General features: G+C 54.9%; 22 protein-coding genes and 2 tRNA genes. 10 read left to right on the top strand and 14 right to left on the bottom strand.

The window, feature by feature from the left end; genetic code table 11:
* The 3 genes from FYC48_RS25820 to mnmD form a co-directional block, all read right to left on the bottom strand.
* Positions 1 to 624: a hypothetical protein gene (locus tag FYC48_RS25820; protein ID WP_149499694.1), complete on the bottom strand. Its 624-nt coding sequence runs from the start codon at positions 622 to 624 to the stop codon at positions 1 to 3.
* Positions 625 to 824: 200 nt separating this feature from the next.
* Complete coding sequence (locus FYC48_RS25825; RefSeq protein WP_149499695.1) at positions 825 to 2462, bottom strand: methyltransferase regulatory domain-containing protein; 1638 nt, start codon at positions 2460 to 2462, stop codon at positions 825 to 827.
* 8 nt (positions 2463 to 2470) lie between these two features.
* Complete coding sequence (gene mnmD / locus FYC48_RS25830) at positions 2471 to 3223, bottom strand: tRNA (5-methylaminomethyl-2-thiouridine)(34)-methyltransferase MnmD (RefSeq protein WP_149499696.1); 753 nt, start codon at positions 3221 to 3223, stop codon at positions 2471 to 2473.
* A 189-nt stretch (positions 3224 to 3412) separates the two neighbouring features.
* Here mnmD and FYC48_RS25835 point away from each other — a divergent pair, with 189 nt between their 5' ends.
* Complete coding sequence (locus tag FYC48_RS25835) at positions 3413 to 4789, top strand: hypothetical protein (RefSeq protein WP_149499697.1); 1377 nt, start codon at positions 3413 to 3415, stop codon at positions 4787 to 4789.
* Between the two features lie 249 nt (positions 4790 to 5038).
* A complete protein-coding gene (locus tag FYC48_RS25840) occupies positions 5039 to 6670 on the top strand; it encodes an outer membrane protein assembly factor BamB family protein (protein WP_149499698.1) in 1632 nt (543 codons plus the stop codon).
* 164 nt (positions 6671 to 6834) lie between these two features.
* Here FYC48_RS25840 and FYC48_RS25845 read toward each other — a convergent pair whose 3' ends face one another.
* The 7 genes from FYC48_RS25845 to FYC48_RS25875 all read right to left on the bottom strand — a co-directional run bounded on the left by FYC48_RS25845 (position 6835) and on the right by FYC48_RS25875 (position 14639).
* On the bottom strand, positions 6835 to 7248 hold the full coding sequence (locus FYC48_RS25845) for a hypothetical protein (RefSeq protein ID WP_149499699.1): 414 nt from the start codon (positions 7246 to 7248) through the stop codon (positions 6835 to 6837).
* Positions 7249 to 7685: 437 nt separating this feature from the next.
* Positions 7686 to 10037: a transglutaminase-like domain-containing protein gene (locus FYC48_RS25850; protein ID WP_149499700.1), complete on the bottom strand. Its 2352-nt coding sequence runs from the start codon at positions 10035 to 10037 to the stop codon at positions 7686 to 7688.
* The gene (locus FYC48_RS25855; RefSeq protein ID WP_149499701.1) at positions 10034 to 11206 is read right to left on the bottom strand and encodes a DUF58 domain-containing protein; all 1173 of its coding nucleotides are present in this window, start codon (positions 11204 to 11206) and stop codon (positions 10034 to 10036) included. Before FYC48_RS25855 ends, FYC48_RS25850 begins: the two co-directional genes overlap by 4 nt.
* 224 nt (positions 11207 to 11430) lie before the next feature.
* Entirely contained in the window at positions 11431 to 12573 is a 1143-nt protein-coding gene (locus FYC48_RS25860) for an AAA family ATPase (protein ID WP_230775914.1), read from the bottom strand.
* A gap of 360 nt (positions 12574 to 12933) precedes the next feature.
* A complete protein-coding gene (locus FYC48_RS25865) occupies positions 12934 to 13272 on the bottom strand; it encodes a rhodanese-like domain-containing protein (protein WP_149499703.1) in 339 nt (112 codons plus the stop codon).
* A gap of 53 nt (positions 13273 to 13325) precedes the next feature.
* Positions 13326 to 14195, bottom strand: coding sequence for an ATP phosphoribosyltransferase (gene hisG / locus FYC48_RS25870; protein WP_230775915.1), 870 nt, complete (start codon positions 14193 to 14195; stop codon positions 13326 to 13328).
* Positions 14196 to 14297: 102 nt separating this feature from the next.
* Entirely contained in the window at positions 14298 to 14639 is a 342-nt protein-coding gene (locus FYC48_RS25875) for a phosphoribosyl-ATP diphosphatase (protein ID WP_149499705.1), read from the bottom strand.
* 275 nt (positions 14640 to 14914) lie between these two features.
* Here FYC48_RS25875 and hisH point away from each other — a divergent pair, with 275 nt between their 5' ends.
* The 6 genes from hisH to FYC48_RS25905 all read left to right on the top strand — a co-directional run bounded on the left by hisH (position 14915) and on the right by FYC48_RS25905 (position 22415).
* Positions 14915 to 15547 (top strand): imidazole glycerol phosphate synthase subunit HisH, encoded by a 633-nt coding sequence (gene hisH / locus FYC48_RS25880; protein ID WP_149499706.1) that lies wholly within the window; start codon positions 14915 to 14917, stop codon positions 15545 to 15547.
* A gap of 420 nt (positions 15548 to 15967) precedes the next feature.
* Complete coding sequence (locus FYC48_RS25885) at positions 15968 to 16585, top strand: CAP domain-containing protein (RefSeq protein ID WP_235034439.1); 618 nt, start codon at positions 15968 to 15970, stop codon at positions 16583 to 16585.
* A 32-nt stretch (positions 16586 to 16617) separates the two neighbouring features.
* A complete protein-coding gene (locus FYC48_RS25890) occupies positions 16618 to 17451 on the top strand; it encodes a hypothetical protein (RefSeq protein WP_160149772.1) in 834 nt (277 codons plus the stop codon).
* Positions 17452 to 17685: 234 nt separating this feature from the next.
* A complete protein-coding gene (locus tag FYC48_RS25895) occupies positions 17686 to 20106 on the top strand; it encodes a hypothetical protein (RefSeq protein WP_149499708.1) in 2421 nt (806 codons plus the stop codon).
* A 49-nt stretch (positions 20107 to 20155) separates the two neighbouring features.
* A complete protein-coding gene (locus FYC48_RS25900; protein ID WP_149499709.1) occupies positions 20156 to 21157 on the top strand; it encodes a hypothetical protein in 1002 nt (333 codons plus the stop codon).
* A gap of 295 nt (positions 21158 to 21452) precedes the next feature.
* A complete protein-coding gene (locus FYC48_RS25905; protein ID WP_160149773.1) occupies positions 21453 to 22415 on the top strand; it encodes a GyrI-like domain-containing protein in 963 nt (320 codons plus the stop codon).
* A 144-nt stretch (positions 22416 to 22559) separates the two neighbouring features.
* Here the strand turns inward: FYC48_RS25905 and FYC48_RS25910 are convergent, their stop codons facing one another.
* Positions 22560 to 22811 (bottom strand): hypothetical protein, encoded by a 252-nt coding sequence (locus tag FYC48_RS25910; protein WP_230775921.1) that lies wholly within the window; start codon positions 22809 to 22811, stop codon positions 22560 to 22562.
* A 317-nt stretch (positions 22812 to 23128) separates the two neighbouring features.
* Positions 23129 to 24199 carry an FAD:protein FMN transferase gene (locus FYC48_RS25915; protein ID WP_235034440.1) on the bottom strand — a complete coding sequence of 357 codons (1071 nt, stop codon included), beginning with the start codon at positions 24197 to 24199 and terminating at the stop codon, positions 23129 to 23131.
* A 226-nt stretch (positions 24200 to 24425) separates the two neighbouring features.
* On the opposite strand from FYC48_RS25915, the gene FYC48_RS25920 reads away from it, so the two are divergent.
* Positions 24426 to 24514 (top strand) — tRNA-Ser (locus FYC48_RS25920).
* A 190-nt stretch (positions 24515 to 24704) separates the two neighbouring features.
* Positions 24705 to 24777 (top strand) — tRNA-Lys (locus FYC48_RS25925).
* Positions 24778 to 25034: 257 nt separating this feature from the next.
* On the opposite strand, the gene FYC48_RS25930 is transcribed toward FYC48_RS25925, so the two are convergent.
* Positions 25035 to 25490 carry a hypothetical protein gene (locus FYC48_RS25930; RefSeq protein ID WP_149499712.1) on the bottom strand — a complete coding sequence of 152 codons (456 nt, stop codon included), beginning with the start codon at positions 25488 to 25490 and terminating at the stop codon, positions 25035 to 25037.
* Positions 25491 to 25572: 82 nt separating this feature from the next.
* Positions 25573 to 26115, bottom strand: coding sequence for a hypothetical protein (locus FYC48_RS25935; protein WP_149499713.1), 543 nt, complete (start codon positions 26113 to 26115; stop codon positions 25573 to 25575).
* Positions 26116 to 26186: the final 71 nt, after the last annotated feature.

The raw sequence follows: 26186 nt of genomic DNA on the forward strand, positions 1-26186 counted from the left end.
CTAACCTTTGATTCGCATTATCAGCCACAAGATGATCGTGATCCCCAGTGAGATCATGATCGGCATCGTCGGGCTCGTTATCGCAAGTGTGCCGAGGGGCAGTGCCGTCGCGACGAGTAAAGTGCCAGCTAAGATTCGAAAGCAGTCTCGACTTCCTGATTGACGAATCTGATTTTTGATGTTTGTGTAGTCCTCGTCATTCTCACAGGAATCGATCGCCACCAAAGAATCCTTCACCAGCATGAGCATCGATTCAGCGGTCTCGTTCGGAACGTTCGGATTCGTCTCGATCGAATCACACAATACCGTCACTTCGAAACGTTCCGACTGGTGAGAATTTGCCAGTGATTGCAGCCAGCGATGGAGTAACAAACAGTCATAAGACAAGTGAACCCCCACGGCAACGATGATCAAGTTCCAGGCAAGTAACGCATGCCAGGACGAGGCGATCACCGCAACGATTGGCACCGTGAAAAATAAAATGACGATCACCACGACAAGATTGCGATGACGACGGGAACGTTGTTCAATCGTCGTGAGCATCTCGCGGATAGCATCGGTCAGAGAACAAGACGCGTCAGGTGATCCATATTGCACATTCCCTGACACTTGAACGTTGGACATCGGCGTTTGTAGTTGGGCGGGTTGGCGGAAAGTTGATCGTGGTTAGAAACTGCGAAGCGATCAATGAAATGATGGGGAGTTCGTCTTGGTGAACAACGAAGGTCGGTTGAGTCGTGGTTGGGAATTGTCTCGCCGATTTTACCGGCGGCCAACGTCTTGCTGGCAAGGATGGATTTGGGCGGTCGCTAATAGGGTGTTGGTTAGTTTGGGGAAGACGACGAAGAATTTCGAAACGACGCGACGAGCAGGAATGCCGATCGAATTTGATCGAGCGCCCATTGCACTTCGCGGGATGTTTTGTCCAGCGGCAACTCGTTTAATTGTGACCGACTTTGTGCGGAATCGTCACCGTGGTCGGTGTAACGTAGTTGCCCATTGCTGATCATTTCGTGTATCTCGTTTGTCAGCTGCGAAATCGTTCGAGTCCCGTCCAAGCGTTCGGCGATACAGCGACAAAAGGCATCGAGTTGGACGACTTCGTGTTTTTGGTTGGTCACATATCCGAGGGTCTTCGCTTGGTATCGTGTCAAGTCAGTGACTGCGGGGCGATCGTTGAGCACTGTTTCGAAAGTGGGCGGTGCCGAGTGGACCACGACGGCGCGTGACGCGAAACATCGGATCAGATGTTCGCCCAATTGCATCGATCGGCGTTGACGCTGCGGTTCGTCTGTCGGGTCGATCGAAGCAAGCCGCATCGCTTCGTGAGTAAGCTGATCAAACGGAATCCAGACAGGCCAAGCTCTCGACATCAATACATGTGCCGCCTTGATCATAGGGTTCGATGAATTCACTGCGATTCCGGATGCGGCAAACCTTTCCACAACGCCCTCGGCTAGATCAACCGAAGATGATTCGGGGGCCAGTGGAGAAGCAAAATGCAGAGTTCGGCAGTACTTCGGATTCAAAGTGCGATCCAACGCATGCTCGCGATGACACAACAATGTTTGCCGGAACGTTCGGTTTCGCAAAAAGTCCATGTATTGTTCAATCTGAATTAAATCTTGTGAGAGACGTTGCAACGTTTCATCGATATCTTTGTTGAAATTGCATGACGCCATCGATGCAAGATCGCATTCGGACAAGTATTGCAATCCGTGTGACTCGGCCCGGTCGACAAACTCATGAAACAACGTTGGCTCATTGATCCCCGCTAAAAGATCGTGGTAGAGATACGAATCGTCAGACTGTTCGCACCATTCGAGCTCTTGTTGTAAGTAGGCTCCGTAGGGATTGCCTTCTGTGGGAACGGAATGGCTCAAGAACTTAAGCAATCCACGCGCCTGCTCGATTTGTTCTCTCGGCTCTGAAAACTGGCGAGTGTGATACGTCAGCATGCTGCGAATCATGCCACGCATATGCCAGCCGGGGTACGTGTTGAAGCTGATATAAGCGACTCCATGGGGGCGAAGGAGTGCCTTGCACAAACGAAAAACATGTTCTTGGACTTCCGTCGGGATCCAACTGAAGACGCCGTGAGCGATGATGTAGTCAAAGGTCCCAAAGGATGCATCGACATCCAATATATTTGCTTGCCGCAATTCGATGTTTGAAAGCGATAGCTGATCGAGCGATTGTTGGCCGTCGCAAAGTTCTCGTGCTGAAAGATCGATTCCGACGAATTGACTGGCAGAATAAGTTTGAGCGAGTGGAAGCAGATTGCCACCGGCCGCACATCCAAGTTCCAGCACTCGTGACCGATCGATACGAGTCGGATCGAGTCCAAACAGTTTGGCCATCACGGCAAGTCGATCAGGATGGCTCTGCGCGAACGGCCAGCTTTGATAGGGGACGACATCGTAGGCGGTCTCATTGGTGTCGTTTTTTGAGGATGCTGACATCGATCGGATTATAGAGGACTTGGTTCGCCAGGATTCGCAACCAGTACTTCACGTTTACCACCTGCCGGACCGGGGACACGCGTCACGTTCCACCCGCCTGCCTCGAGCGCGTCACGCACCGGACGACTGCAACTATAGGTCGTCAAGCTTCCGCCTGAATCGATCAGGGATCGCATGTGTTTAAAACAATCCGGTGTCCACAATTCGGGGGCGTTTTCCGGACAAAAGGGATCAAAATAGATGGCGTCGAATGGTCGTGTATCCTCCGGTTTCCAACGCAGCACATCGACAATTTCGATCCGCACACGACGCTTCGAATCGAAGGTCCACGGGTAGCTTCCGGGGGCCACGGCGGTCGATAGCGAGTCTCTGTAGGCTAAGAAACGATCGACCAAAACGTGGTGCTTCGTCCATTGATAGGGACGTAACATTCGAACGATCGATGCAGACACCCAGTCGGTTTCCAACGCCACATACTCGAGTTCGCAATCATGATCGATCGCATGGGAAAGCGTCGCGATTAATCCCATCGCGGTGCCGAGCCCGACTTCCAAAACCCGTGTTGGTCGACGATGACGGAGTCTATCTAAGACGCCACTGTTTTTGATGTAAACATGCTCGGTTTCGCTCAATGCCCCGCAACCGCTATGGAATGAGTCTGATGTGCCGGTTCGGACCAGCGTTCGACTGCCATCATCGGTGACTTGAATTTTTAAGTCGGCGCGATCAGAGTCAAAAGTGTCGCGAACGGGGATCGGCATGAGCAAGCGGTCGGAATGAAATCGTGAAACAGCAGTGAAATCGGCCTCATTCTAGCGGATAAACTGAGATCCGGCACCGATCGAAATGATTGGTGGTTCGATCTGTCATCTGGTAAAGTAGGAACAGTCACCTCGATTCACCAATCATGAGCAGTGGTAATCATGAGCAATGGTGTGGGCACTGATCGAATGCCATCGAAAGAAAGTGATCTCGTTTCAGGCGTTGCCGACTCGCGAAGTGAACTTGAGCGTCATCTTCACCGAATGGATGTCTTCAAGGTCAGCTTGCGGAACTCGTTTGGGTTGGATTTACGCACCCTGCGGCACCGCACGATGACGTCTGTCGGAATTTCGCAGGTGAAACCGTTTCAGTATCTGCCGGAACTGCTTCCGTTTCTCGAACCCCGCGTGAACGTTCTCGGACGCTCGCAACGCGCGGCGTTTGAGACTATCAAAGAACATGCGATCGAATCGTTCTGGAAGCTCTATGCGGACTTCCTCCCACTCACAACGATGGTGGCCAAAGACTCTGGATTAAGCCAGTTCAACACAGAATCAAGCATCGATGGCGATTGCCTGAGTGTTTATCTTGCTCGCGCGATTTTGTTGTTTGATTCTTCACGCGGCACCAAGTTTATCACTTACCTCGACAAGTGCCTGCGAGAAGCCGTCAAGAACATTCGCGGCGAACGGTTGGCTAGGCAACTATCGATTCCGGTGTCGGCGGGGCGAATGGTTCACCAAATCACCTGGCTATTACAGCAAGCCGAATTCGAATGTAGACGAAGACTTTCGGCGGCCGAAAGCGATGGTTTGGTGATCGCGTTTTTGACCGAACAACGGGCAAGGTTTAGCGAAGCGACGATGCAACGCGTCGCCTTCGCGATCCGACAAGGCAGAACCGTACAATCGATCGAACGATGTCGGCCTTGGCTGGATCCGGCTCACGATGCTCGCCGCCCCGATAACGCGGGCAACGATTGCTACGTCGAGGAAGCGGAGGAGCACGAACGGCAGCTTCACGAAATTGATGAGGCAATCGCGCGGGCCCGGTTCACGGCATCGGAACGAGCGATCGTACTTCATCGGCTTGACCTGCCCCATGACGCGAATTGTTTGGAACAGCTTTCCGACAAGATCACGTCGGCAACCCTTCGCAAGCGTTCGACGCGGTTGCTGTTGCGACTAGTCGCTGCCCGGTTTGCACCACAGGCCCCTCATTTCGGTTGGCTGGTCGAGACGTCTCCAGCTGCGGCGCGACAACCGCTTCGGCAGGTGATCGAAGCGATCGCAAGACGCGACCATCCCACTGATTCGGTCGCGCCGCAACAATTCGTCTCTGACTTGTTGAATTCGATGGCGATCAGCGATTCGATCTACCGCATCACCATTTCTGAACGCGGTCATCTTGAACGGTACTTGCTGCCCGATACGGCGGTCGCCGCAGGATCGGACCGATCGGTGGCTGCCTCCGAGCGACGAAGGCTATCCACGTTACTGTTTGGCAAACTGAAGGCAGCATTGATTGAGCAGGAGCGGCACGGGTTTCCTCTTCGCTCGGATTAGTCCGATTGGGTGAATTCGCCCGGAAAACCGCCCCCTCCGTTGGTCGGTGGGCGTCGAATGGTGAGGGTGATGCGACTGGAAAATGCTTCCTAGCGACAAAAACCGCAGCTTTCATTGGTCAACCGTGACGGACCGACTAGAATTCAAGGTGGAGCTTTGCTTCCTGGACACCCCGTACGTGGGCTAGCGGTGTGCGGAGTGCCACCGAAACACCTTCCTTCTCTTCATTCGACGCCGAATTCGTCAATCATGATGTATCGCGCCAAAGTCCTGCTGGGCTGTTGCTTCTTCCTCTCCAGCACCCTCGCGGTCCCCTCGATCAATACCGGCCGAGCCGACGAATTAATGTCGTCTTCGGCGGCCACTCGCCTGGGGCTCGAGCAAGCCTGGCGGCGACAATTGCGTGTCGCCAATGGTGCGCAGTCGATCGTTGATTTCCAAATCTACATCAGTAAATCAGAACCTCGCGAATACATTGAGGTGGTCGGTGTTGCCGAGGGGGACAACGACGCGCCGGTGTATTTTCGGATCGCGACGGACCAAATCGGTAGCAACGGAGAAGCGATCGGGAAAAAAGAAGCGGAGCGGCTTGCGGGGCGCGAAGTGGTCCGAATGACTCGCCGCTTGCCTCAAAAACCCACGATCCGATCGACTACGGTTCCCAAGGTTTTTCTTTACACGCTTTCCAGCAATGGCACGGTCGATTGCCGTGATGCTGAATCTGGTAAACCAGTTTGGGTCTCACAAGTCGGCAATTCTGATCTCGGATACGGTCGATTGGGGATCGACGACCAACTGGTTACTGTTACCAATGGCGGCAACATCATTTTGCTGGACGCCAAAGACGGCTATGAGATTGATCAAAAGCCAACCGTCGACGTCCCACTTCACGGTGCTATTCACTGTGGCGGCTTTGTGATCGTGCCCACGATTCGTAACGGGATGGAAGGCTACCGTTTAGACGATTTGGCCGCGAGGGAGCCCACATCGCGGTACATGCAAACAGTCGAAGGGTTGGCGATTGATACGCCTGCCAAGTCGCCGACGTCGCCGACCGTTTCTTGGGGAACCGACGCCGGGTTTGTTTACTTCATGGATGTCACCAGCACACCCTCGGTCACGTTTCGATTGAATACCGTCGGTATCGTGACCGGTCGCCCCGCGACAGCCGTGGGGGATCGGTTTTTCTTCGGCAGTGAAGGCGGACAAGCTTACTCTGTGAAGGCGACGCGATTGGGGCATGTGTTGTGGAGCCAGCCACTTGGCGAGCCGTTCTACGACACGCCATTTTTGATGGAATCGAAAGTGTTCCTGAATTCCGCTTACGGCAACCTGTTCGCGTTGGATGAGCAAACGGGGGCTCCGGTATGGGAAACCCCGACGGCTAGCGTTGCTGAAATATTGGGTGGGCTTTCGGGAAGCCTCTTTGTCCGATTGATGAGTGGCCATTTCGCTACGGTTGATTTGAAAGATGGTCGTATAAGTCATGTGCTACCGATTTCGAAGTCAGACTTTGTCGCCATCAATCGCAAAACCGATCGGTTATACCTGATCGATTCTCGCGGAGTCGCCCAGTGCATGCGTCCGGTCGGCAGCATCGCGCCAACGATCTTGCAACCTCATGACGCCGAAGTCGAAGAAGCGGTCGAGGAAGAAAAGACGCCCACCAAACCGGAAACGACCGAACCCGGAAGCGGTCCGTTTAACGATCCCTTCGGTGGAGGTGGAAACGATCCATTTGGCGCCGGCGGGAATTCCGGTGGAGGTGACGCGAATCCCTTCGGCGGCGGCGATGCCGGAGGTGCAGAGACGATGGATGATCCCTTCGGCGCTCCGGCAGGTGGCGGCGGTGACCCGTTCGGCGAAAATCCGTTTGGTTGATCGCACTTTTGGCTGATCGCACTTCGTTCTTCGTCTAGCGTTGAGCGAGCTGCGAGTGACAGGATTGGGAACAACACGCGCATAAAAAACCCCTTCGTCGTGACCGGCGAAGGGGTTTTGTTTGATTATTGTCGCCGGGATATTGTCGACGCCGGCGAATCTACTCAGTCCGCCGATTCTTGTTCGTTCCAGGCTTCGTCAAATTCAACCGCGTCGTCTTCTTCGCAGCAATCGAGTCCCAGCGTTTCGATCTGATCGTCGCTGAGTTTGTAGTAACCGAGTTCCTTGATGACTTCTAGGACTTCGCTGCAGGTCGGGAACATACGTCCGCTACGACGTTTATAGTCGTCCATCGCCCGCATGAATTCGATTTCAGGGTTGGAGTAATCGCGTTCGCAGGTCGTCGGATCAATATGACGACGGCGTTGCTTTTTTCGGCGTGGATTGGTCATCGCGCCGACGTCGGTTGCATTCGGGTCCCCGCTACGTCGCTCGGAGTCCGGTCGACGGCGGTCAATGGTCACGATCTCGTCCGAGGTGCTATTGACTGTTTGATTCGAGTCAGCGGTCGAGGGCATGCAAGTGTTCCTTGTGATTCATTCAAACCATCTGGCCCCGTGCGGTTACCAAGATCGGCGTGGTCAGTGAAACCGGTCTGGTAAGGTTTAGCGATGGTTTGTGCTGGTTGGCGGATGAACGCTGGGCCACAAAAAGTTAGCACGCGGATTAGGTAAGAAACTCCGATTGGCGATGGTTTTCGGTCTAAAGAAAGCTTGATGGTTGTGAAAAAGGTCCGCTCCTATCGATTGTGCCGGGACTGACGCGGTTTAGACATCGCCGGCAAACTTTGCGCAAGCATGATTCCCGCCCAGGAACGCTAGCAGATTGCCTGAAATGGTCCCACATGAATCAAGATCCGAGCCTGGAAGAAAGGTCTGCCCGGATAGCGCAACAGAACCGGAGTTGGCTTCGTGCGGCTGAACTGAAGTCCAAACCGGAAAGCGGTGTTCACTCACTAGAACGCAAGCGGCTCTGGCATTTGCCCCTGGTAGCGACGGTCAGCGAATTGCCGGTACCAACGGGCCGCCATTTTCAGTAATTCAGGATCCGTAGACGCTTGAGCCGCACTATCAATTCGACGTGAGAATTGGTGCAACGTTTCTCCGGGAAGACGCGTCAACGAGAACTTACGTACCTGTCGATCGACCTTGGCAAGCATCAGTCGGCTTTCATATTCCATTGGATCACCGCTGGCGAGAGCACGGCGTCGATACCGCAGCCAGAGCAGGATCACGACCATACAGAACAACGGCAGCTGAGCGATTTGAAAAATAAACGTCAGCGAGTCTGAGGTACGAAACGACAATACCCATCCGATCAAGCGCCCCAGTGCGGACTGGTCGTCTTCGTCGTTTAAAAAAGCGTCCGCCGAACCATCACCATCACCGACCAAGGAAACGTTGTCGTTGAGTGTTCGGTAGCGTCTTCCGACCGTTGCTTCGACCGGGAACCAACGCCCGCTGATTGCGTCATAAGCTTCCACCCATGCATGAGCGTCACGATTGCGGGCCACGTAGAATTCGCCGCTTTCACTGAGTTCATTGGCAACGTATCCGGTGACATAACGTGTTGGGACACCGACGGATCGCAACATCATCGCCGCCCCGGTTGCAAAATACTCGCAGTGTGCGGGGTGTTGTGTTTCCAGAAAGTGAACAACGGGATCGATCTCACGTGGGGCCGGGTGGCGATTGAGTGAGTAGCGGAAGTTCTTTTGAAAATGTTCTTCGATCGCTTTGGCTTTCGACTTGGGAGTCAAACGCCCATCGCAAACCGAAAAAGCAATCTCCTCGATGACCGGTCGAATCGACGGTGGGATTTGCATCATGATTTCTTTGCGGATCGGCGACAGTTGTTCCTGAGGTGGCCGTTCGCCGATTCCTAGCACGTAGGGCATTTGCGTATCGACGCCTTGAGCCACCGAATCGTGATGCGTTAGGGAGACGCCGAAAACAGAAGCCTCGATCCATTCGGTCGAAAGCGAAGAAAATACAAATTGGCCTTTCAACGGAACGTTATAGATCTCGACCGTTCCGATAATGTCTTCGTCGAGGTTTTTCCGTACGGGAAAACGACGACGATCCGGATCGTCCGCGCCGACTCGAACCTGAATTTCGGCCGGGGTTTCTGGGTCAAGAAAGCGAGGTTGAATCGATTCGACACCGACACGATCGAACCCGTACGCTCGGTCGGACATCGGCGACCAAGCTCCTTCGCGGTACGTGTCGAACACCGTCCCACGCAGGTACCCCGGCGCGTTCTCGGCGATCGCACGCAACGCAACCTCGGTCGGCTCTCCCATCATGTGGCGACGAATCTGTCCGAGTCGGCTACCACGGACATAACGTGAGCTACCGATCATGCTTCCGCCGGCAACTTTCTCCAACGAGTCGCTTAATCGATCCAGAAAGTCGATCCTGAATCCCGGTACCATAATATTGGCGAGGTGCCCGGCTGCGGTTGTCGACATCAAGAGCAGGGAAAACGCCAACACATAAAACAGCATTGGCCCGCGTACGTCACCGGAATTTGTCGACACCGTTGATGTGGGCAACGGAGCCTTGGCTTTATCATTCAGTCCCCAAACAAAACGTTGTTCGCGTGATTGCAATCGTTGTCGAAAGACCTTTTGGCGACGACGAATGGCGGTGTACAGTTGCCAGCGGCCGAGGATATGTTCCGATCCGATGACATAGCCGACCAGGGTTGCCAATGCCGCGACCAATTGACCGTTGATCGTATGGCTGACACCACCGCCGGTGACGGCCATTAACATCGCGATCAAACCAAAGGCCAGCATCGACGGATGACCGTGATAGGGGTACAGCGCCCAAAGGGCAAACGAAACGAACAGGGCACCGTGGGCGACCGCATCGACGATCATCGCCACAAAGTTCAAATTCGCTGATACATGAGCGTCGACGCGGGTCAGGATTCCGAACAATGTGATCAGCACCAACAAGATCGGTGCCGAGATCGCACGGATTAGCCGAAATCGTTTTTTGCGTTGCTGTCCTGGGTCGGGCCGCTTACCGGCGGAATTGTTCTTAATCGAAGCTGCGTCAGCCACTGAAACAACCTCACGTGTGATCGCTTCATAACCGCCCATCAATTGGACAATCGCGATCACCAACAATGCGGCACAGCTATAGGTCAGCAGCGTCAATCCGATCGTATTAAAAGTCGATCCGACAAAGATGGATTCCAGAAGCAACAAAATAGGCAGCACCCAGATCCGCCACCGTTGAACTCGAATATCGTCTGCCGAAATCATCTCTTTGCGACGATGGATCGCTTTGGACGTCATGACTTCAACTTGGCGTTAGAGGTATCCGCGTTCTGTTCCGGCATCGTTTCGATCTGCAAGTACTTGGCCGACGAAGGGAGCTGGCTTGCCAATTCGGACCGTTCAGGACTATTCAAATCAATCAGCGAAAGGATCAGTACCGGCTGGCGACGGCTTGCTTCGAGGACTTCAATGATTTCCTTCTCAGCCCGATGCGGTTCGATCGGTTCTGCCGCCGCCAGGCGGACCAGCATCGAATCGGAAGGCTCGATCGCCGATCGATTTCCATGGAATCCGTCTGGATCGGGTTGATCGGTCACGTGCAGAGCGAGTTGTACCCGGCGACTAGTAATTTCATTGATCGCCGTGGTCGCGATCGACATTAATCGTTCGAATTGCTGTGCGTGAGCGCTTAATTCGCCGGGCGATGCGTGTCGCGACTGCGCGGGTGGTTGCGACGTGTCGACGATCAGTGTGACCGACTGAATCGATGGCGATTGATACTCACGAACGATCGGACGGCCGAGCCTCGCCCAAGACGCAAAATCCCAGCGACGTACCGGAACGCCCACTTGATATTCACGATTGCCGATATATTCGACGGGTGCCCCGGCGACAAGTTGCTGCGTCCAATCGCCGATCTCGGCAAGCATCAATCGTGACGTCGGGTCATCATTTGGGTTCGCGGGAACCGGTGTAATCGCGATTTGCGTCTGGCAAGGAATCTCGGTTCGGCTGTGATAAAGGTGAAACGGAAACGATGACGAAACACGAAACGGTGGCAATTGATGGATGCCACGGGTGTCAAAACGCATCGAACCATGCCATTGGATCTGTCCGCCGCTGCGAAGGATCTGGACCGATACCGGAGGTGACGCGTCCCATTGGCGTAAGATCAAAGCACGATTGATCAGTCGCAAGCCTTCGCGGTGAAATCCGACTCTAAGATTAATCGCGGGAAAGTAGCGTGGATTGGTCAAGCGAACACTGAGCGAAAACGGTTCTCCCGCGATCGCGACCCGCGGCAACGTCACACTCAATTTAAGCTTCGGTGACATCGCGCGATTGATGGCGAACCCGATCAAGAGGATTGCCAAAAACAATCCCATCATGCCGCTCCAGGGGAAACCCCAGATCACATTTAGTGTCAAGAAAATACCAAGCAACGCGAACACTGACGCGTAGGTCATGCTATTGCGAAGCGAAAGGTAGCCTCGGAATGGCGCCAGGAGAAGTTGTAAGGTGCGGCGCCCGGCCAGGCGAAGGCGGGTTTTCAAGTGTCGCCGAAAAGCGTCCGGTCCCCCGTTCCGCAGACCCGCAGAGCGAACGTCATTCGGTCGAAGGTCGTTTGGTGAATGCAGACGCTTCGCGGAGGTGTCGCCTCGATCGGCTGCTTCTTGAACGCCGTCTCTGCTCACACAAGCACCTCGGTTTGACGTAAGATTTCATCGATCACCGCCGCCGCATCATTCCACGACGCGGACACCGATCGCATCGAAACACGGTGGGCGAGGACCGCGACGGCGACCTCTTGAATGTCGTCAGGTAACACGTAGTCACGCCCCCCCAAGACCGCCCGTGCCTGTGCCGCCCTCAGCAACATTTTTGATCCTCGCGGGCTACAGCCGACACGCAAACGATTGTCTTGCCGAGTGGCGCTGACGACATCAACCAAGTAACGCGCGACTTTTGGATCAACGCTGACTTCACGTACCAAACGCTGGAGTGCGGCCAGTTCGTCGCGATGCATCACCGGTGTTAATTCGCTCGACGGATCCTTGGCCGCTTGGTCGAGTAACAACTCCACTTCACTCTCGACATCGGGATAATCCATCGACAATCGGAAAAGGAAACGGTCGAGTTGCGATTCTGGTAAGGGATAGGTGCCTTCAAACCCACTCGGGTTTTGCGTGGCGATCACGATGAAGGGTCGCTCGAGCTGATACTGAGACGAATCGATGGTCACCTGTGACTCGGCCATCGCCTCGAGCAACGCGCTTTGTGTTCGCGGTGACGCACGGTTGATTTCGTCGGCGATCAAAAGGTTACAAAAGATAGGCCCCCGACGAAAATGAAACTCACCGCTGGTCGGCTGAAAAATCGCACTCCCAAGAATATCCGAAGGCAACAAATCGGGCGTGCATTGAATCCGTTGAAACTCAAGATCGATCAGTGACGCGATTGACTTTGCCAGCGTCGTTTTCCCCACACCCGGGACGTCTTCGAGCAGCACCGAACCCTCTGCCAGAATACAGGTGAGCACCGAGTCGATCACATCCGCTTTTCCACGGATCACCGACTGCAATTTCTCACGTACCAGTTCGATTTGGTTGAGTAACAACTGGGCTGTTTCGGGATCACGTTTCGAGCCATGGTCGCTGCTTACTTGCGGCCCATTCGAAGAGGGCTGAGATTCGTTCTGACTGGCTGATTCCATTGCTTCGCTGGTTCGCGTTGTGGCGTCATCATGAGGTGGATCCGATCGCGGCGATGCCCGCTTCGCGGACGCGGGACCGTGGGGTATCTCGGCACCGGAGTGACTTTGTCGAGTGAACACGGTGGTCCTCCGTTCGAGCTGGACACGCCACCATCGTACCGCCGTGAACAGGTCACCGCGACTCGATAAAAGTTGGACGTGATCGGATTTCAGAGAAGTAAGAAAAGTTGGCTAAGTAAGATGCCAAAGCACCTCGCCTTGTCAGCCGGCGGCACTCGCCACGGGACGTTGATTGTTTTGCTCGGTCGACTGCCTTGTCCGTTTAGTCGTTCGTAATCAGGCTCGCCGCATTAACGTTGCCTCGCCAGCGGCACCGATTGTGGTTGGTCGCGGATTCGGTCGGCAGCAAACGCGAACCGCCCATCGAAATCAGGATGCGATTGGTAACGTTCACAGTCCATTTTTCGGGATCGTTTGTTTTCAATAACGGGGGACTTCTGCGTCCACCTCAAGGCTCCAGGCGTCGATACCGCCAGCCATGTTTTGTGTCTGACCGAATCCCCTGCCGCGCAGTGCCTGTGTGACTTGCATGCTGCGGCCACCGTGATGGCAATGGACCACGATTCGCGAATCGCGATGCGGTTCCAATTCCTCGATACGATCGAGAATCTCGCCCATGGGGATCAGCGTGCTGCCTTCGATCTTTGCCGTCGCGTACTCTTCGGGCTGGCGGACATCGAGCAATAGGAAGTCTTCATTCGCTTGACGTAAAGCCTTTACGGATTGGACATCAATTTCGATCGGCAATTCTTCAGACATTTTTTTATTCGGGCTCGAGAGATGGATTGGCAAGACACTGATAGTCGGCAGTTTTACAGTCGGCAATTGGAAATCGTCGTCTGGAAGATCGCCGTCGCGCCAAGACGTTCGAGTTTTTCCATCACGTCGATAATCTCGTCTCGGCGGACCATCACACGAACGCTGCGCAACGTTTCGTCTTCGAGTGTCCCGATGGTCGGTGAATTAAATCCTGGCGTGATCTTCTCGGCGTCGGCCAGTTTGGCAAGCGGGACATTGTATTCCAACAACGCGAAATCACGGGCGATCACGACACCTTCTAATCGCCGGACGACTCGGTTTGCCATTTCCACGTCACGGCAGCGATCGTTTTGGATTAACACCGTTTCGTAAGAACCGATTTCTTCCAGGACCCGCAATCGGTTGGCCGCCAACGTGCTTCCCGTTTCGACCAGGTCTACAATCGCATCGGCGACCCCCAATCCGATCATCACTTCGACGCTGCCCGAGAGCGACACCATGTGTGCGAGCGCATTGTGCTGTCCCAAGTAAGCTTTCGTGACCGACGGAAAACTTGTCGCGATACGTTTCCCATCCAACTCGTTTGCCGATTTGATCTCGCTGTCTTCGGGGATGCAGATCGCTAACCGGCAGCGGCCGACGCCCAGCCGCATCCGAGTGGAGACATTCGCGTTGGCTTCTTCGACTAAGTCGCTACCGGTGATCCCCATATCGATTGCACCTTCGGCAACGAGCGTGGGAATGTCATCGGTTCGCAGAAAAATCATGTCAATCGGCAGACCTTTGACTTTGGCAAACAGGCCGCGATTCTGGCGACGAAAATTAAGCCCCGCTTGGGCGAGAAGTTCTCCCGAAAGTTCGCTCAGTCGACCCTTGCTTGGAATCCCGATTCGCAGGTTGTTATTGAGTAATCCCATCGTCATTGCTTCATTCTACTCTGTTCTGTTATTTCAATTTCGTTCGCACCGATTCGCAGACGTTTGAAGTCGCTTCACCGAAGTTGAGTTGCGATCGGTGGCGGTGTTTTATTGCGAAGGTTTGCGACTGGCCTTTTCGCTTAGCCCCGAGGTGCCTTCGCGCCGCGCTAATTCGGCGGCGACTTCGTCCAGCTCAACACCTCGGTAAGCCAGCATGACGAGCGTGTGATAGATCAAATCGCCCGCTTCGTAGACAAAGTGATTGCGTCCTTCGTCACCGGGTTCGTCGGCCGCCTCGATCAATTCGGCAGCCTCTTCGAGAATCTTCGCGCCAATTTTTTCACTGCCGCCGTCCATCAACTTCGTCGTGTATGACCCGGCGGGACGGGTTTCGGCTCGTTCGGCAAGCGTTTTCATCAGGCGATCGAGCGGCATTAATGAGTCGGGCATCAGGCGTTCCGGTGCTCCAGTTTTTCGTCAGATCGGTTCATTCTGGTCATTGTTTTGCAGCGGATCGTAAATCAGACGAGCGATTCCGTCCACCTTCCCACCGGGTCGCTCCGTTTTAGGACGGACCAGACCAGGTCCGGCGAGGGGCATCTCAAGTCGATCAGGCCTTTTCGTGCGACCGCTCAGTGCCAATCCCCGTACTGGGCGGCGAACGGGTTTCGGTTTAACGTGTCCTAAAATCGGGTGGCCGAAATTCTTCTTTCGAGACTTGAACCATGATCACAATCGTCGACTACCAAATGGGGAACCTTCGCAGCGTTCAAAAAGCGGTGCAACGCGTCGGCGGCGAGGCCAAGATTTCATCAGATCCTCATGAAATCGCAACGGCCGATCGGTTAATCCTGCCCGGCGTCGGTGCATTTGGTGACGCGATGGCGGAAATTAATCGACGTGATCTCGCGACACCGATCCGCGATTTCTGCCAGACCCGGCGTCCGTTCTTGGGAATCTGCCTCGGCCTGCAATTGCTTTTCGAAGAAGGCTTCGAGCACGGAACCCATCGCGGACTGGGCATTCTTTCCGGCGACGTCGTTCGCTTTGAACTGCCCGAGCACTTGAAAGTCCCACATATGGGGTGGAACACAGTCAAGAAGCAGAGTGATTGTGAGTTGCTCGAAGATATTGGCGATTCGTCCCACTTCTATTTCGTGCACTCGTTTTACGTGCGGCCCTCCGATCCATCGGTCGTCGCCCTGACCTGTGACTATGGCGGCGACTTTTGTGCCATGATCGCCCAGGGTAACTTGTTTGCCACCCAGTTCCACCCCGAGAAGAGCCAGTCGAATGGGCTGCAGCTTCTCCGTCGCTTCACCCAACTCGCCAGTCATTCCGGAGCACCGACCGCGTGATCGCGGGGGAAGCATCGGCTTTGAGCAGCGACATCGTGTCGGGATGAATGAGCGACATCGCGAGACACCATTTTTCCACATCTCGGAAACTCCGCGATGGCTACTGCGGATAAGGCTGCCAGGTCGACCCATTTTTCCTGGTCTAACAAACGGCATTAAAAAAACTTGCTTGTTGTGAGCCGGCGCAACTGCTGTTCACACCAAAAGTTCTGTCGTGCCAAACAAAATCGGCCGCAAAACTTTCGCAGGTCTCCCAGCTTTCCCCCTTCCCGTTGAGCGAAGTATCGCAATCCTTTGCGGCCGCTGATGGCAAGCGTCAGTGGCTGACGCGTGTCGGGGCGGTGTTCGAGCTTCGTCGCGACGATTTTCGCGAGTGTCGAAGGCCGGCTCCCATTCCGTACTCAACGATGGAGACTGTTTGTGTTCCTGTATCCCCATGTAAGAATCCTCAACCTGTTTGCAGCTGCGATGGTCATGCTGCCGATGTTGACTACGTCGGCGATCGCACAAGACGTCGTAGCGAATTCGCCTCGCTCGGCCGGGCGTGCGACCACGTTAACGAATTCAACGGTTGTGACTCCGGGGCGATATTACTGCTCGCGGTGCCAAACGTGGCACCAACGTCAAGTGTCGACCAGCGTTGCGCCGCAAGCGACCGCAATTCCGCAAACCGCCGGCAATGCGGTGAGGCGGGTAGCTGCGGGGTCGGCGGAGGTGTTGCGGTCGTCAGCCGGCATCCAAAATGTGCTGTCGGTCTTGAATCGTCAGCGATCACGTCAAGGATTGCGTAGCCTTCGACCCGACCCGGCTTTGCAGGCGGTTGCCGAACGCCGTGCTCAGCAGATGGCGAGCATGGGGACGAAGTCGCATCCACCGGGATCGTTTTCGCCTGGCCGATACGAGGGTGTCGGCTGGTCCAGTTCCTACTCGCCCAACGGGGTTTATGCGTGCTATACAAGCGATCCCAGCATGAGCGTCGCCGGGGCGGCAATGGCGACCGGACGAGATGGCGTCTATTTCGCAGTGGTTTACCGCTAGTTGAAACTGGGGGCATCGACCGCCGCGAATTGATGGCTTGGGTGTCGGCGATGTTCGCAGGAATCCAAGTGGTGGGCATGAGATTCGATTCGCTGGCTGCCTCGCCGCCGATGGCATCGGCGATGTCGAACGATCAACCGTTCATGTCTGCCGAGCAAGCTCGGCAGACGGTCCAAGAATTAATCGATTCGAGCTTGCAGTATTGCCCTCGAGCTTACGAGGGCGATAAGCACTGGGGCGACACGAAGAAGGTTTGGGCGGGGATTCGCGTTGGACGTGAGGGGCTGCGGATCACGACGCATCGGCGTTGGAAAGAGGTCAAGCATGGCCTGCAAACTAAGTACGAAGTCTCGCTACCGGGAGACCCGAATGCCGCGCCTCCGATTTATGTCCAAGTCCATTCGGTCACTCCGAATCGTCCGCTCGACGGTGGTCTTTGCCACGGTTGGAAAATCCACACGGATTTAATCGCGCCGCTGGATTTTAAGGCCCGTATTGAGCGTTGGACGCGAGGCCTTCAGTTCTACAGTGTTGAGGTGACTGGCAAAGTCAAACTCGGTTTGAAACTGGTAGGACGACTTGATGCCTATCCCGATTACGGGGAGCTACCGCCCGCAGTAATCATCGATCCATCGGTAGAGAAGGCCGATCTGACCTTGATGGCCCTGGACGTTGATCGGGTCAGTAAGCTCGGTGGCGAGGTCGCTGAGCAATGGGGAGAACTGGTCGAAAAGATCACCCGGGCGGTCCTGCTGGATGATTTCAATGAGCGATTGCCCGACAAATTGAACCGAGCGATCGACAAAAAACGTGATCGATTGCGACTTTCTATCACGGATTGGATTCGCAAAATCCAACCGTCTTAGCAGGGAGAGCCCGCTGTTAACGGCGGATTTCGTAACGCAAGGCGGCGACAGGAAACATTTGTGCCCGCTTGGGAGGACCATTCCGGACCACCCCGCGGCCGAGATTTTCCGTCGGTCCCCAGGTACGAAGCGGGGGAGATCGAGGTAGACTCTCGTCTGGACCTGCTATTCTTGTGGTGAACGATGGATATAACTGCTTGCCCTTGCTGTCACGAACTCGTCCGTGTGGCCTCCATGAAGGTGCCCGCCGACTGTGCGATTCAATGTCCTTGGTGCGACGAGGTTTCTGCCGCCGAACGATGGCTGAAACAATTGCCGCCGATCGCGACGATCGTTTATCCCCAGGGTGGGGAGACCGGCCTGGCATTGCCTCCCGACGTGTCGGGTATGGACGAACACCTACAGGGTACTCAGGGGCAAAGCCCCCTCGGATGCGACCTCGCAGGACCTGAAGCCGCCAGCCCCGGCGCTTTTTGCCACGGTTCTGGCGAACAAGAGGCCGCCGTCGCGAACGGGGCGGATCGCTCAAGCCGGCGACTCGCCGCTGACTCCAGCAACCTCACCCTGGATGATCTTTCGGCGACATCCCTTCGTCAGGATGAATTGGTCGAGAAGGTCCACCAGGAGCTCGAAAGTCTTCGGCATGATGGGCCGCCCAAGGACGGGCCCAGCTGGACAACGCCTTCGGGCGACCAGAGTGATGCGACGTTCGAGTCATCGCCGAGCCACGATGCGATCGCCGGAGACACTGCCGCCGGAGACACTGCCGAAGGGGACATTATCTTAAACGACACCGCCGATAGCACTTCCGTCTCATTTGCCGAACCGATCGCGATCACCAAAACGCCGGCAGAACATTCGCAAGAAGATCTCGTCGCGGATCCTGCACCGAGCGAAACGCGACGGCCGACGTTGGAAGAAATCGAAGAAGCTTGGGCGGAAAGCGAGTCCTATTCGAAAGCAGATGACGAGGATGGAGACGGCGAGGATGTCATAGAAGGCGACGCGTTCGGATCTTCGGACGATGATTTTGATGCAACGGTGTCAGATGAGGATCCGAGCTTTGATGACGAGCTTGAGCAACTTGCGCTACGCGATCGACACCAGGCGACGCCGTTTACCTTCGACGAAGACGATCGTCCATACTATCGTCAGAACGGTTGGGGGAAGCGCCGGCAGAGCGCGATCCGGTTTTTCAAGATCGCCGCGCCAAGCCTGATGGCTTTACCGATCTTAGCCTACATCCTGATCCTCGCCAAAGTCGATCTCGGATTCTATCCGTTCGATGGCTCCAGTCACTCAGCGATGGTCCAAGGGAACGCGTCGTCATCCGGTGCTGATGATCTTCCAGTTGCGACATCCGCTAACGATGATTCAACGGGGGCGTCAGTGTCAGACCATGATTCTGACATGGAAGCCGCTGATACTGGCAAAACGAAGGATGACGAAGTCGACTCCCCGGCGCCTATGTTGACCACATTATCAGACACGCGCGACAACGTGTCCGGCGCGACGAACGAAGACGTGGGTGATGGTTGGATTGCGAGTGACAAGCAGGCAACTTCGATCAATACCGATCAGTTTCAACCAACCAATGATTCCGTGGTTGCCGTATTGCCGTCGTCGAGTTGGGCGGCTTCATCGATCGACACCGACAATACGATCGCCGGTGTGACCGACAACGACGATGGCTCCATCGTAGAGCTGATACAGTCGATTAAGACGGACGTCGAGCCGGTCGATGACTTGGACGGTCAACCAAGAAGAACCATCGAAATGATCGCCCGCGAGCAAGCGTTGCAACGTCACAAACGTCTTCATCAACCAACATCGCCAGATCGAATCGAAAGTGACGCCTCGGTTGCGGCCGACCAATCAGATCTTGCCTCGGAATCTCATTCGCCCTCGCCCGAGTTGGTCATCGATGATGCGGTTCCCCCGATCACGTCCGAATTGACCAACCCTGTCCGACAAGCGAGTGCGGAAGCGACGGTCGGCATGAGCTTTCCGCCCAGCGAAGCGTTACCTTTACCCGAGCGAGCAGATCCGATCGAGCCGGCCGAAGTAGACACGCAAACCACAGAAGCGACCGCACCGGATGAGCTGGAAACGAGTGAACGAGCCCACGGCGTTTCCGAAGGCGGTACGTCTGAGGGCAGTACGTCTGAGGGCAGTGGAGCCGAGGTTGTTTCGGTCAGCGGCGACGCGGCGTTGCTCGCCTGTCAGCAAGTCGTTCGACAATTGGAAGCCATCGGTGCCGATCACCTGTCGGATCGTGAAGCAACGATGGCGACGGTGAAAGCCTACCGAAACGTCTCGCGTTTGGCTGATTTCGTTGATGAGGCGGATACTCCCAAGCTTGATGCCGTATTCGAGGCCCTCGCCGACGAAGGAACGCTTTCTGAACTGGAATCACTTTGTGCCGCTTGGATCGACTGGCCAAAGCGGCAGACAAAAGGAATCTTGTTAATCGGAACGCTAACCACCAACGGTAATTCGCGAGCATTTGTCTTGGGTGATAAGACACGCCTGAGCATCGTCGGCGAAACAAGTCTGGAAATAAACGACGACGAACGATGTATTGCGCTTGCTGAAATTGTTTCGGGTGAATCTCCGGCAAGTGTGCGCCTCATTCGAGTCGATGCGGTGCCATAGATAAGCCGGCTTGCGGATGAACCTCGAATGAAACTGGACTTGAGTCACGATGAACAACGATGTGAAGCCAGAGCCACTTTCCGGCTCTGACAGTGAGACATCGCTGCTGGGCACGCTCACCTATGGCTTATCGTTGCCCGAGCGTACCGCGCGAAGTGCTTCGGCCGTCGTCGGCGGGTTGGTGAACGAAACAGCTGGCTGGCTAATTCCGGTGGCCTTTCGTTCGTCGAAGACTTATGCCGCATTCATCGGACAAGCACTCGACATGATGATTCACGATGTCGGTGGGGTCGCCAAACAGCAAATTTCTCCGCAGCAGAACGAAGAGGCCGCACTGGCGCAAAAAGCTGTCGGCGGACTGCTCGACTTGGCCGGAGCGGCAACGCTGCACCTTTCTCCGCTCACCGTCTTGGCCGTTTTCAATGACGTCGCCTACGGTTCCAGCCATTACCTCAAGCGACTCAGTGAAGAACTCAAGCGTGAGGGCATCATCGACGAATCTTCAAGCATCGACCGAGTTTCTGATCTCGTAGAAGCCTTACAGAACACCGGCCTACGTGCCTCCAAAGCAGCCGAGGCTCCGCCGATGAGTTTGGAAGCGATGACCAGCACCATCAGTGAGATCGCGGCCCAGGTCCAGCAAGTTGACCCCAGTCAGCTTATTCCGCAAAGCGAGGTCACACGGATGTGGCAAGAGATGGAAGTGGCGGCGGGCCAATCCGGCGTCGGGATCTGGGATGTCAGTACCACAATGACCATGTTTGCCATCGACCGTCTGTCGCTTTCGACACGCGGTGCACTTTCGACGGTGCGTGTGGCAGGTAGCTTGCTTGATGAACACCTGTTCGCACACTACAGCGATGCCTTGGTGTCGATCCATGAAAAAGGGTTTTATGAAACCCTTTCTGCTTCCTCGGCGCCTTACCTGGACGCGGTTTGGCATAACTTCGATACCGGCCGAGAAACGTGGACTGAAGAACTGGTGACCGGACGAATTCCAAAGCGACTTTGGTCCAAATTTGTGAGTTGGTTCAAAAGTCCGGCGGAATAGTGTCCCACCCACAGCGTTCGCCGACAATCACGCTACACTGAATATCGCTTCGGACCGTCACCTCAGAGACCTACCAAGTGGTGATTTGAAACAGCCGTATCGCGTCTGGCGGCGTGTTTTTGCCAGGGTTTTCCTGCCAGAGGTCACTCGTGAAACTTCCGAGTGAACGGACGCTGGCTGATCATTCGCACGTGAAATGCCATTTGGTAGGCGATGCCGGGCGATCCGCAGCAAGCTTCCAATCCAGTTCGTCAACACGTTGACGACCTCCCGCCTCGAACTTCGCGTCCCCGCAATGCCTGCCTTTGAAGTTTCTCAATCGATCGACATTAACTCCGATCCGAATACGGTGTTCGATCACCTTCGTGAATTTAAAAACTGGAAGCAATGGTCGCCTTGGATCCTCGCCGATCCGAAGTGTGAATTGAGCTATACCGAACCGACCGATCAAGTCGGTGGCGGCTATCGTTGGCACAGCCAAATTATTGGCGAAGGCGAAATGAAGCATCTGGAAATCGCCGAGCCCGTCGATCAAGTCGCCGGAAAGTTGCAAGCCGATTTGCAGTTCATAAAGCCATGGAAATCGCAAGCCGATGTCCAGTTTATCGTCCGCCCGACGACTGATAGCGAAGGTAGCATCGGGACGATCGTGACCTGGAACATGAAAAGCACCTTGCCAATCTTTATGTTCTGGATGAAACGGCTGATGGTGTCCATGATTTCGATGGATTACGACCGTGGCCTTAGGATGCTCAAAGCGTTGATCGAGACAGGCAAGATCGAATCGGAAACACAAGTCCACGGCATCGAGACCGTCGGCGAGCGCCGCGTAGTGGGGCGTTCCACGAACGTTCGGCTACAAGAAATCGGCCCGGCGATGGAGCGAGACATTCGCGAGATTCATCGTCAGCTCTCCGCCGCCGGGATTGCGACCGACGGCACTTGGATGGCCATCTACAATCAGATGAATCTCAAAACCCAAGCGTTGACATATTTTGTCGGAATGGAGGTCGGAGCCGATGTCTCGATTCCCTCCGGCTTGCAATCACAATCGGTGGAGACAGCGAAATACATGCATGTTTCGCATCATGGTTGCTACCAACACCTTGGGAACGCTTGGTTCACCGCGCATCAGCGAATCCGCTCGGACGGCCATAAGTATGCCGCCCGAAAACCATCGCTAGAAGTCTATCGCAACAATCCGGACGAAACGCCATCGGAAGAACTGCTTACGGATGTTTATGTGCCCGTGAAGTAGCAGTGGATGACCATTGCCATTTGCACGCTTTGATTTCAAGATCGCGGGAATCGCTGGAAGTCTCAATTGGTCCCCGCAAATCGCGAAAACCCATGGTGACGTCCGCTTGCGTCTGAACCAAGATTTTGAAAACAGTGCGAACTGCTAGCTGGTTGAGTTCATGTCTTTGAGCGATTTGCCCAACCGCTTTCGGCTAGCAGCGGTGGTGGTGGCCTTTTTGCGGGTTCGAGTCGCGGTGCTCGTCGACGACGAACCGGAATCATTGGACAGAAGGGCCGCTAATGTCGGTTGTGAATCGGGAGCGTTGTCGGGAAGTCCAATCTGCTCGACCGCATCGCTGACGCCCATCAGCACTGATTTGCGAACGCCATCACGCAGCCATTGAAAAAAGTTCATATCCATAGTCGACTGACTTTGCCATTTTTCGGGGGCGAATTAAACCGCCAGCGTCGCCATGTCCATCGATGGCAACGTGACACTTCCTTTCTAATTCGGCTTCTAAAAAGATTTGACAGTCGACGTCCAGCCTAATTTTCCACGCACCGATACCGTTTGCCCAGCGAAGCGACTGAGGAAGCGGCGTTTGCTTAGTGCGCCGGCTGGACCAAACAATTTAGGTTCGACTCATCAGCCGACGGGCGTTCGCCTCGGCCATTGCACCGAAACCATGGCCACGCCATGTGCTTACCCTGATTTCAGATGATGACGAAGCATTAGGCATTTGAATCCGGGCGATCCAGCCAATCAATTTCAGAGAAAGCGATGACTTCGACCGCGTCTTGCCTGCTTTGCGCGACAGTTCCGATCAGCTTTGTTGGCAATTGGTCTTGTTCGGCAAGTCTTTTCAGATCAGCGATCGGACTCAAGAAAAATGCCGTGCTGCACGCCTCTGCATCGGTCGCCGAGTTTGCAATCGCGGTCAAAGAAAGCATTTCGCCGGCCGGATACCCGGTCCGCGGATCAATGACATGCCCATAGCGACGCCCCCGATGATGGAAAAATTGCTTGCCAGACCCACTGGTGGAGAGCGACTCGTCGACCAAACGTAATCCGGCCAATCGAACGCGGGGTTTGGAAGGATGCGCCAACCCAACGGCCCATCCCGTTCGTTCGCTTCGTTCGGTCGCCAGTTGATGCGATTGGGGGGCTTGTTGGGATTTTGCCTCGGGCTTGGTTGAAGATGTTTTGTCTCGCGGTGGCAACAAGTCACCCGTCGGAGGCAACGGGAATTGATCTCCGCGAGCCAACACGCTGCTTCCGCCACCGTGGATCAGAAAGTTCTTTAGTCCCGCTTGGGAAAGACTGTCGGCCAAGCAGTCGAGCGCAAACCCTTTGCCAATCGCCCCCAAGTTGATCTCCATCGACGGGCGATCAAAACGGACGGCGCAGTCATCCTCACGAAGCCTGACGGCATCGTAACCGACGGCGCTGAGCGCGCTATGTACTTGATCCGCCGAAGGTTTTTTGCCCTGACGATCAAGAAACCCCCAGGCCCGGACCAGTGGACCTGCGGTGATGTCGAACGCTCCTTCGGTGACATCGCTCCAGCCGAGCGAGCGTTGTAACAACCGGAACGTCGCCGGCGAAACGTTCACCCATCGGTCGGACGCGTTCCGGTTGATCCGCGAGATCTCGCTATCTGGCTTGTAGACCGACAGCGTCGCTTCGATCTCGTCGAGGCATTCCAGGGCGGTAAAGGCTGCGTCAATTCGGGGGGCGTCGCTGGGCGGTAGCATCACCACGAACTCACAAGCCATCGCGCGGTGAGTGAGTGTTGTCAGCATGAGCAAGAAAAAAATTTTGAAAAAGATTCGAGAACCCAGCGGCGATTTGGCGTCTCCTAGACACCGAAAGCGGAATTAGAACGCTGTACACCGGGTTTTTCGCAGTCTTCGCCAACTCTGGAAGCAGAATGATTAGTTCGGCAGACAAGGGTTGCCAAAATACTTTTGATCCAGCACAATCTCGCCTCAAGGGTAAGCATCAGTCTTACCGAAAGCCGAAGGTAACGGAGCGGTGGCTGAGTGGTCGAAAGCGCCGGTTTGCTAAATCGGTGAACCGGGAAACTGGTTCCGCAGGTTCGAATCCTGTCCGCTCCGCTTGACCGACCACTGTTGTTCGAAGTCCATCGAACGGCAAGTCGAGTCAGCGTTGTCCTTCGGAAAAAAATTTGGCCCGGGCACCTGTTGCTCTGCCACGCCGTTAACGGTTTGGCAAAGGAACGGTCATCGAAAGATGACGTGGAGCATTGATTGTTCCAGGGTGATCGCGATTGCCTTTCATTCAAACGAGAGTGTAGCTCAGTCGGTAGAGCATTCGACTTTTAATCGAATGGTCCTGGGTTCAAGTCCCAGCACTCTCACTTTGATTTCGTCCGGTAAATTACGGTGCGATGGGATCCCGGCGACGCCTCGTCGGTGCGGCACTTCGAGTTTTCCAAGCGGGTATATAACCGCTTGGCGACTTGGTGATTCGCCGTTCTTCTTCCCTCTAATCACGCACCAAACTTGGGGCTTCGTCAGCCCCGTTGGTAGTGCAGGTATTGGCCTCTAATCTAAACCAATTCACTACAACTTGAGTTGAATAACCTGACGAAGCCGAAGGATGGAATCAAACGATTCATCCTTTGATTGTCTCTCCGTCGTGCTCTTCGCGCGCACGTTCTCTTTGCCGGCATTCGCCGTCATTCTCGGCTGAGCACACTTTTCTGGAACGGCCTTGTGTCGCTCGCATCAGCCACCGTGACGGAAAAAGATTCCATTCGGTGTTCCTCTTGAGTCGAACATCGATTGGGATCCAAGTCGAAACATTGCAGCCAAGGATCTCACAAAGCATTCCTGATTCGAGAGCTGACTCGAAGAGTTCGAGCACTAATTCCGCGTCGGCCAAGTCTTCGCTTTCGTATTGAGTCGACCAGTATGTTCCACCGCTTCGCCAGAAAAACCACTGCACCTGCACGCGATGTGTGGTCGTATAAAGCGGCACGGAAACTTGGGCCTGAGCTTGGTTCTGGGATGCAGTACCAAATGTCACCAGGAAGGCGATGATGGGCAAAAGTCGTTTGACAGGCGACATGGTTCGATCCCTTCGTGCGATGGGTGGGGTGAAGTCAGTTTCAATACCCACCAAGCGGACCGAATTGAAAAGTGTTACTCGGCTAGATCCAGCCAAAGAATCGCATCACGATGAAATTGGTCAATGGGTTTGCGACCGCGCAGATAATCCAACAGACTGCGACCAGAATTCCGGCGACATTAATCCAGTCCGAAGGTGGCGTCTCTGATTCCGATGCGCGTATCGTTAGCCAACCGCATATGGCGACACAGGCAGGTACGGATGGCGTCTCGGCGATCGAGAGTGTCCAGTAAGTCATGCGAACAAGCGGTGAACTGACCGGGGCAAACAGCATTTCCCAGTTCATCGCCATCATGAATACGCTTGCAGCGGTGATGGACAAGACTGCAAGTCGGCCCGGTGATCGAACGGAAACCGGCATGGGCTGTCGGTCCTTGAGGACCAACGCACCCAATGTCCATGTAATGGTGCAGAGAGTTAGCAAGATCAATAGGCGTATTTCAAAGACCTTTGCAAGCGTACCTCTGGGCCCGATTGGCATCGATTGAATCCAACGATGTAAAGCTAACGCAATCGCGATGCTCGTGGTTAAATACAAAGCATCGACGATTCGAAAGCGACGCATGGTGGTTCCTGTTCAAAAACCGTGGCAGTAGCAGAATGGTTCAGCGCGAACCAACTCCGCTTCACAAGCTT

Origin of the sequence: Roseiconus lacunae (genome assembly GCF_008312935.1) — a bacterium.
Classification (GTDB): Bacteria; Planctomycetota; Planctomycetia; order Pirellulales; family Pirellulaceae; genus Stieleria; species Stieleria lacunae.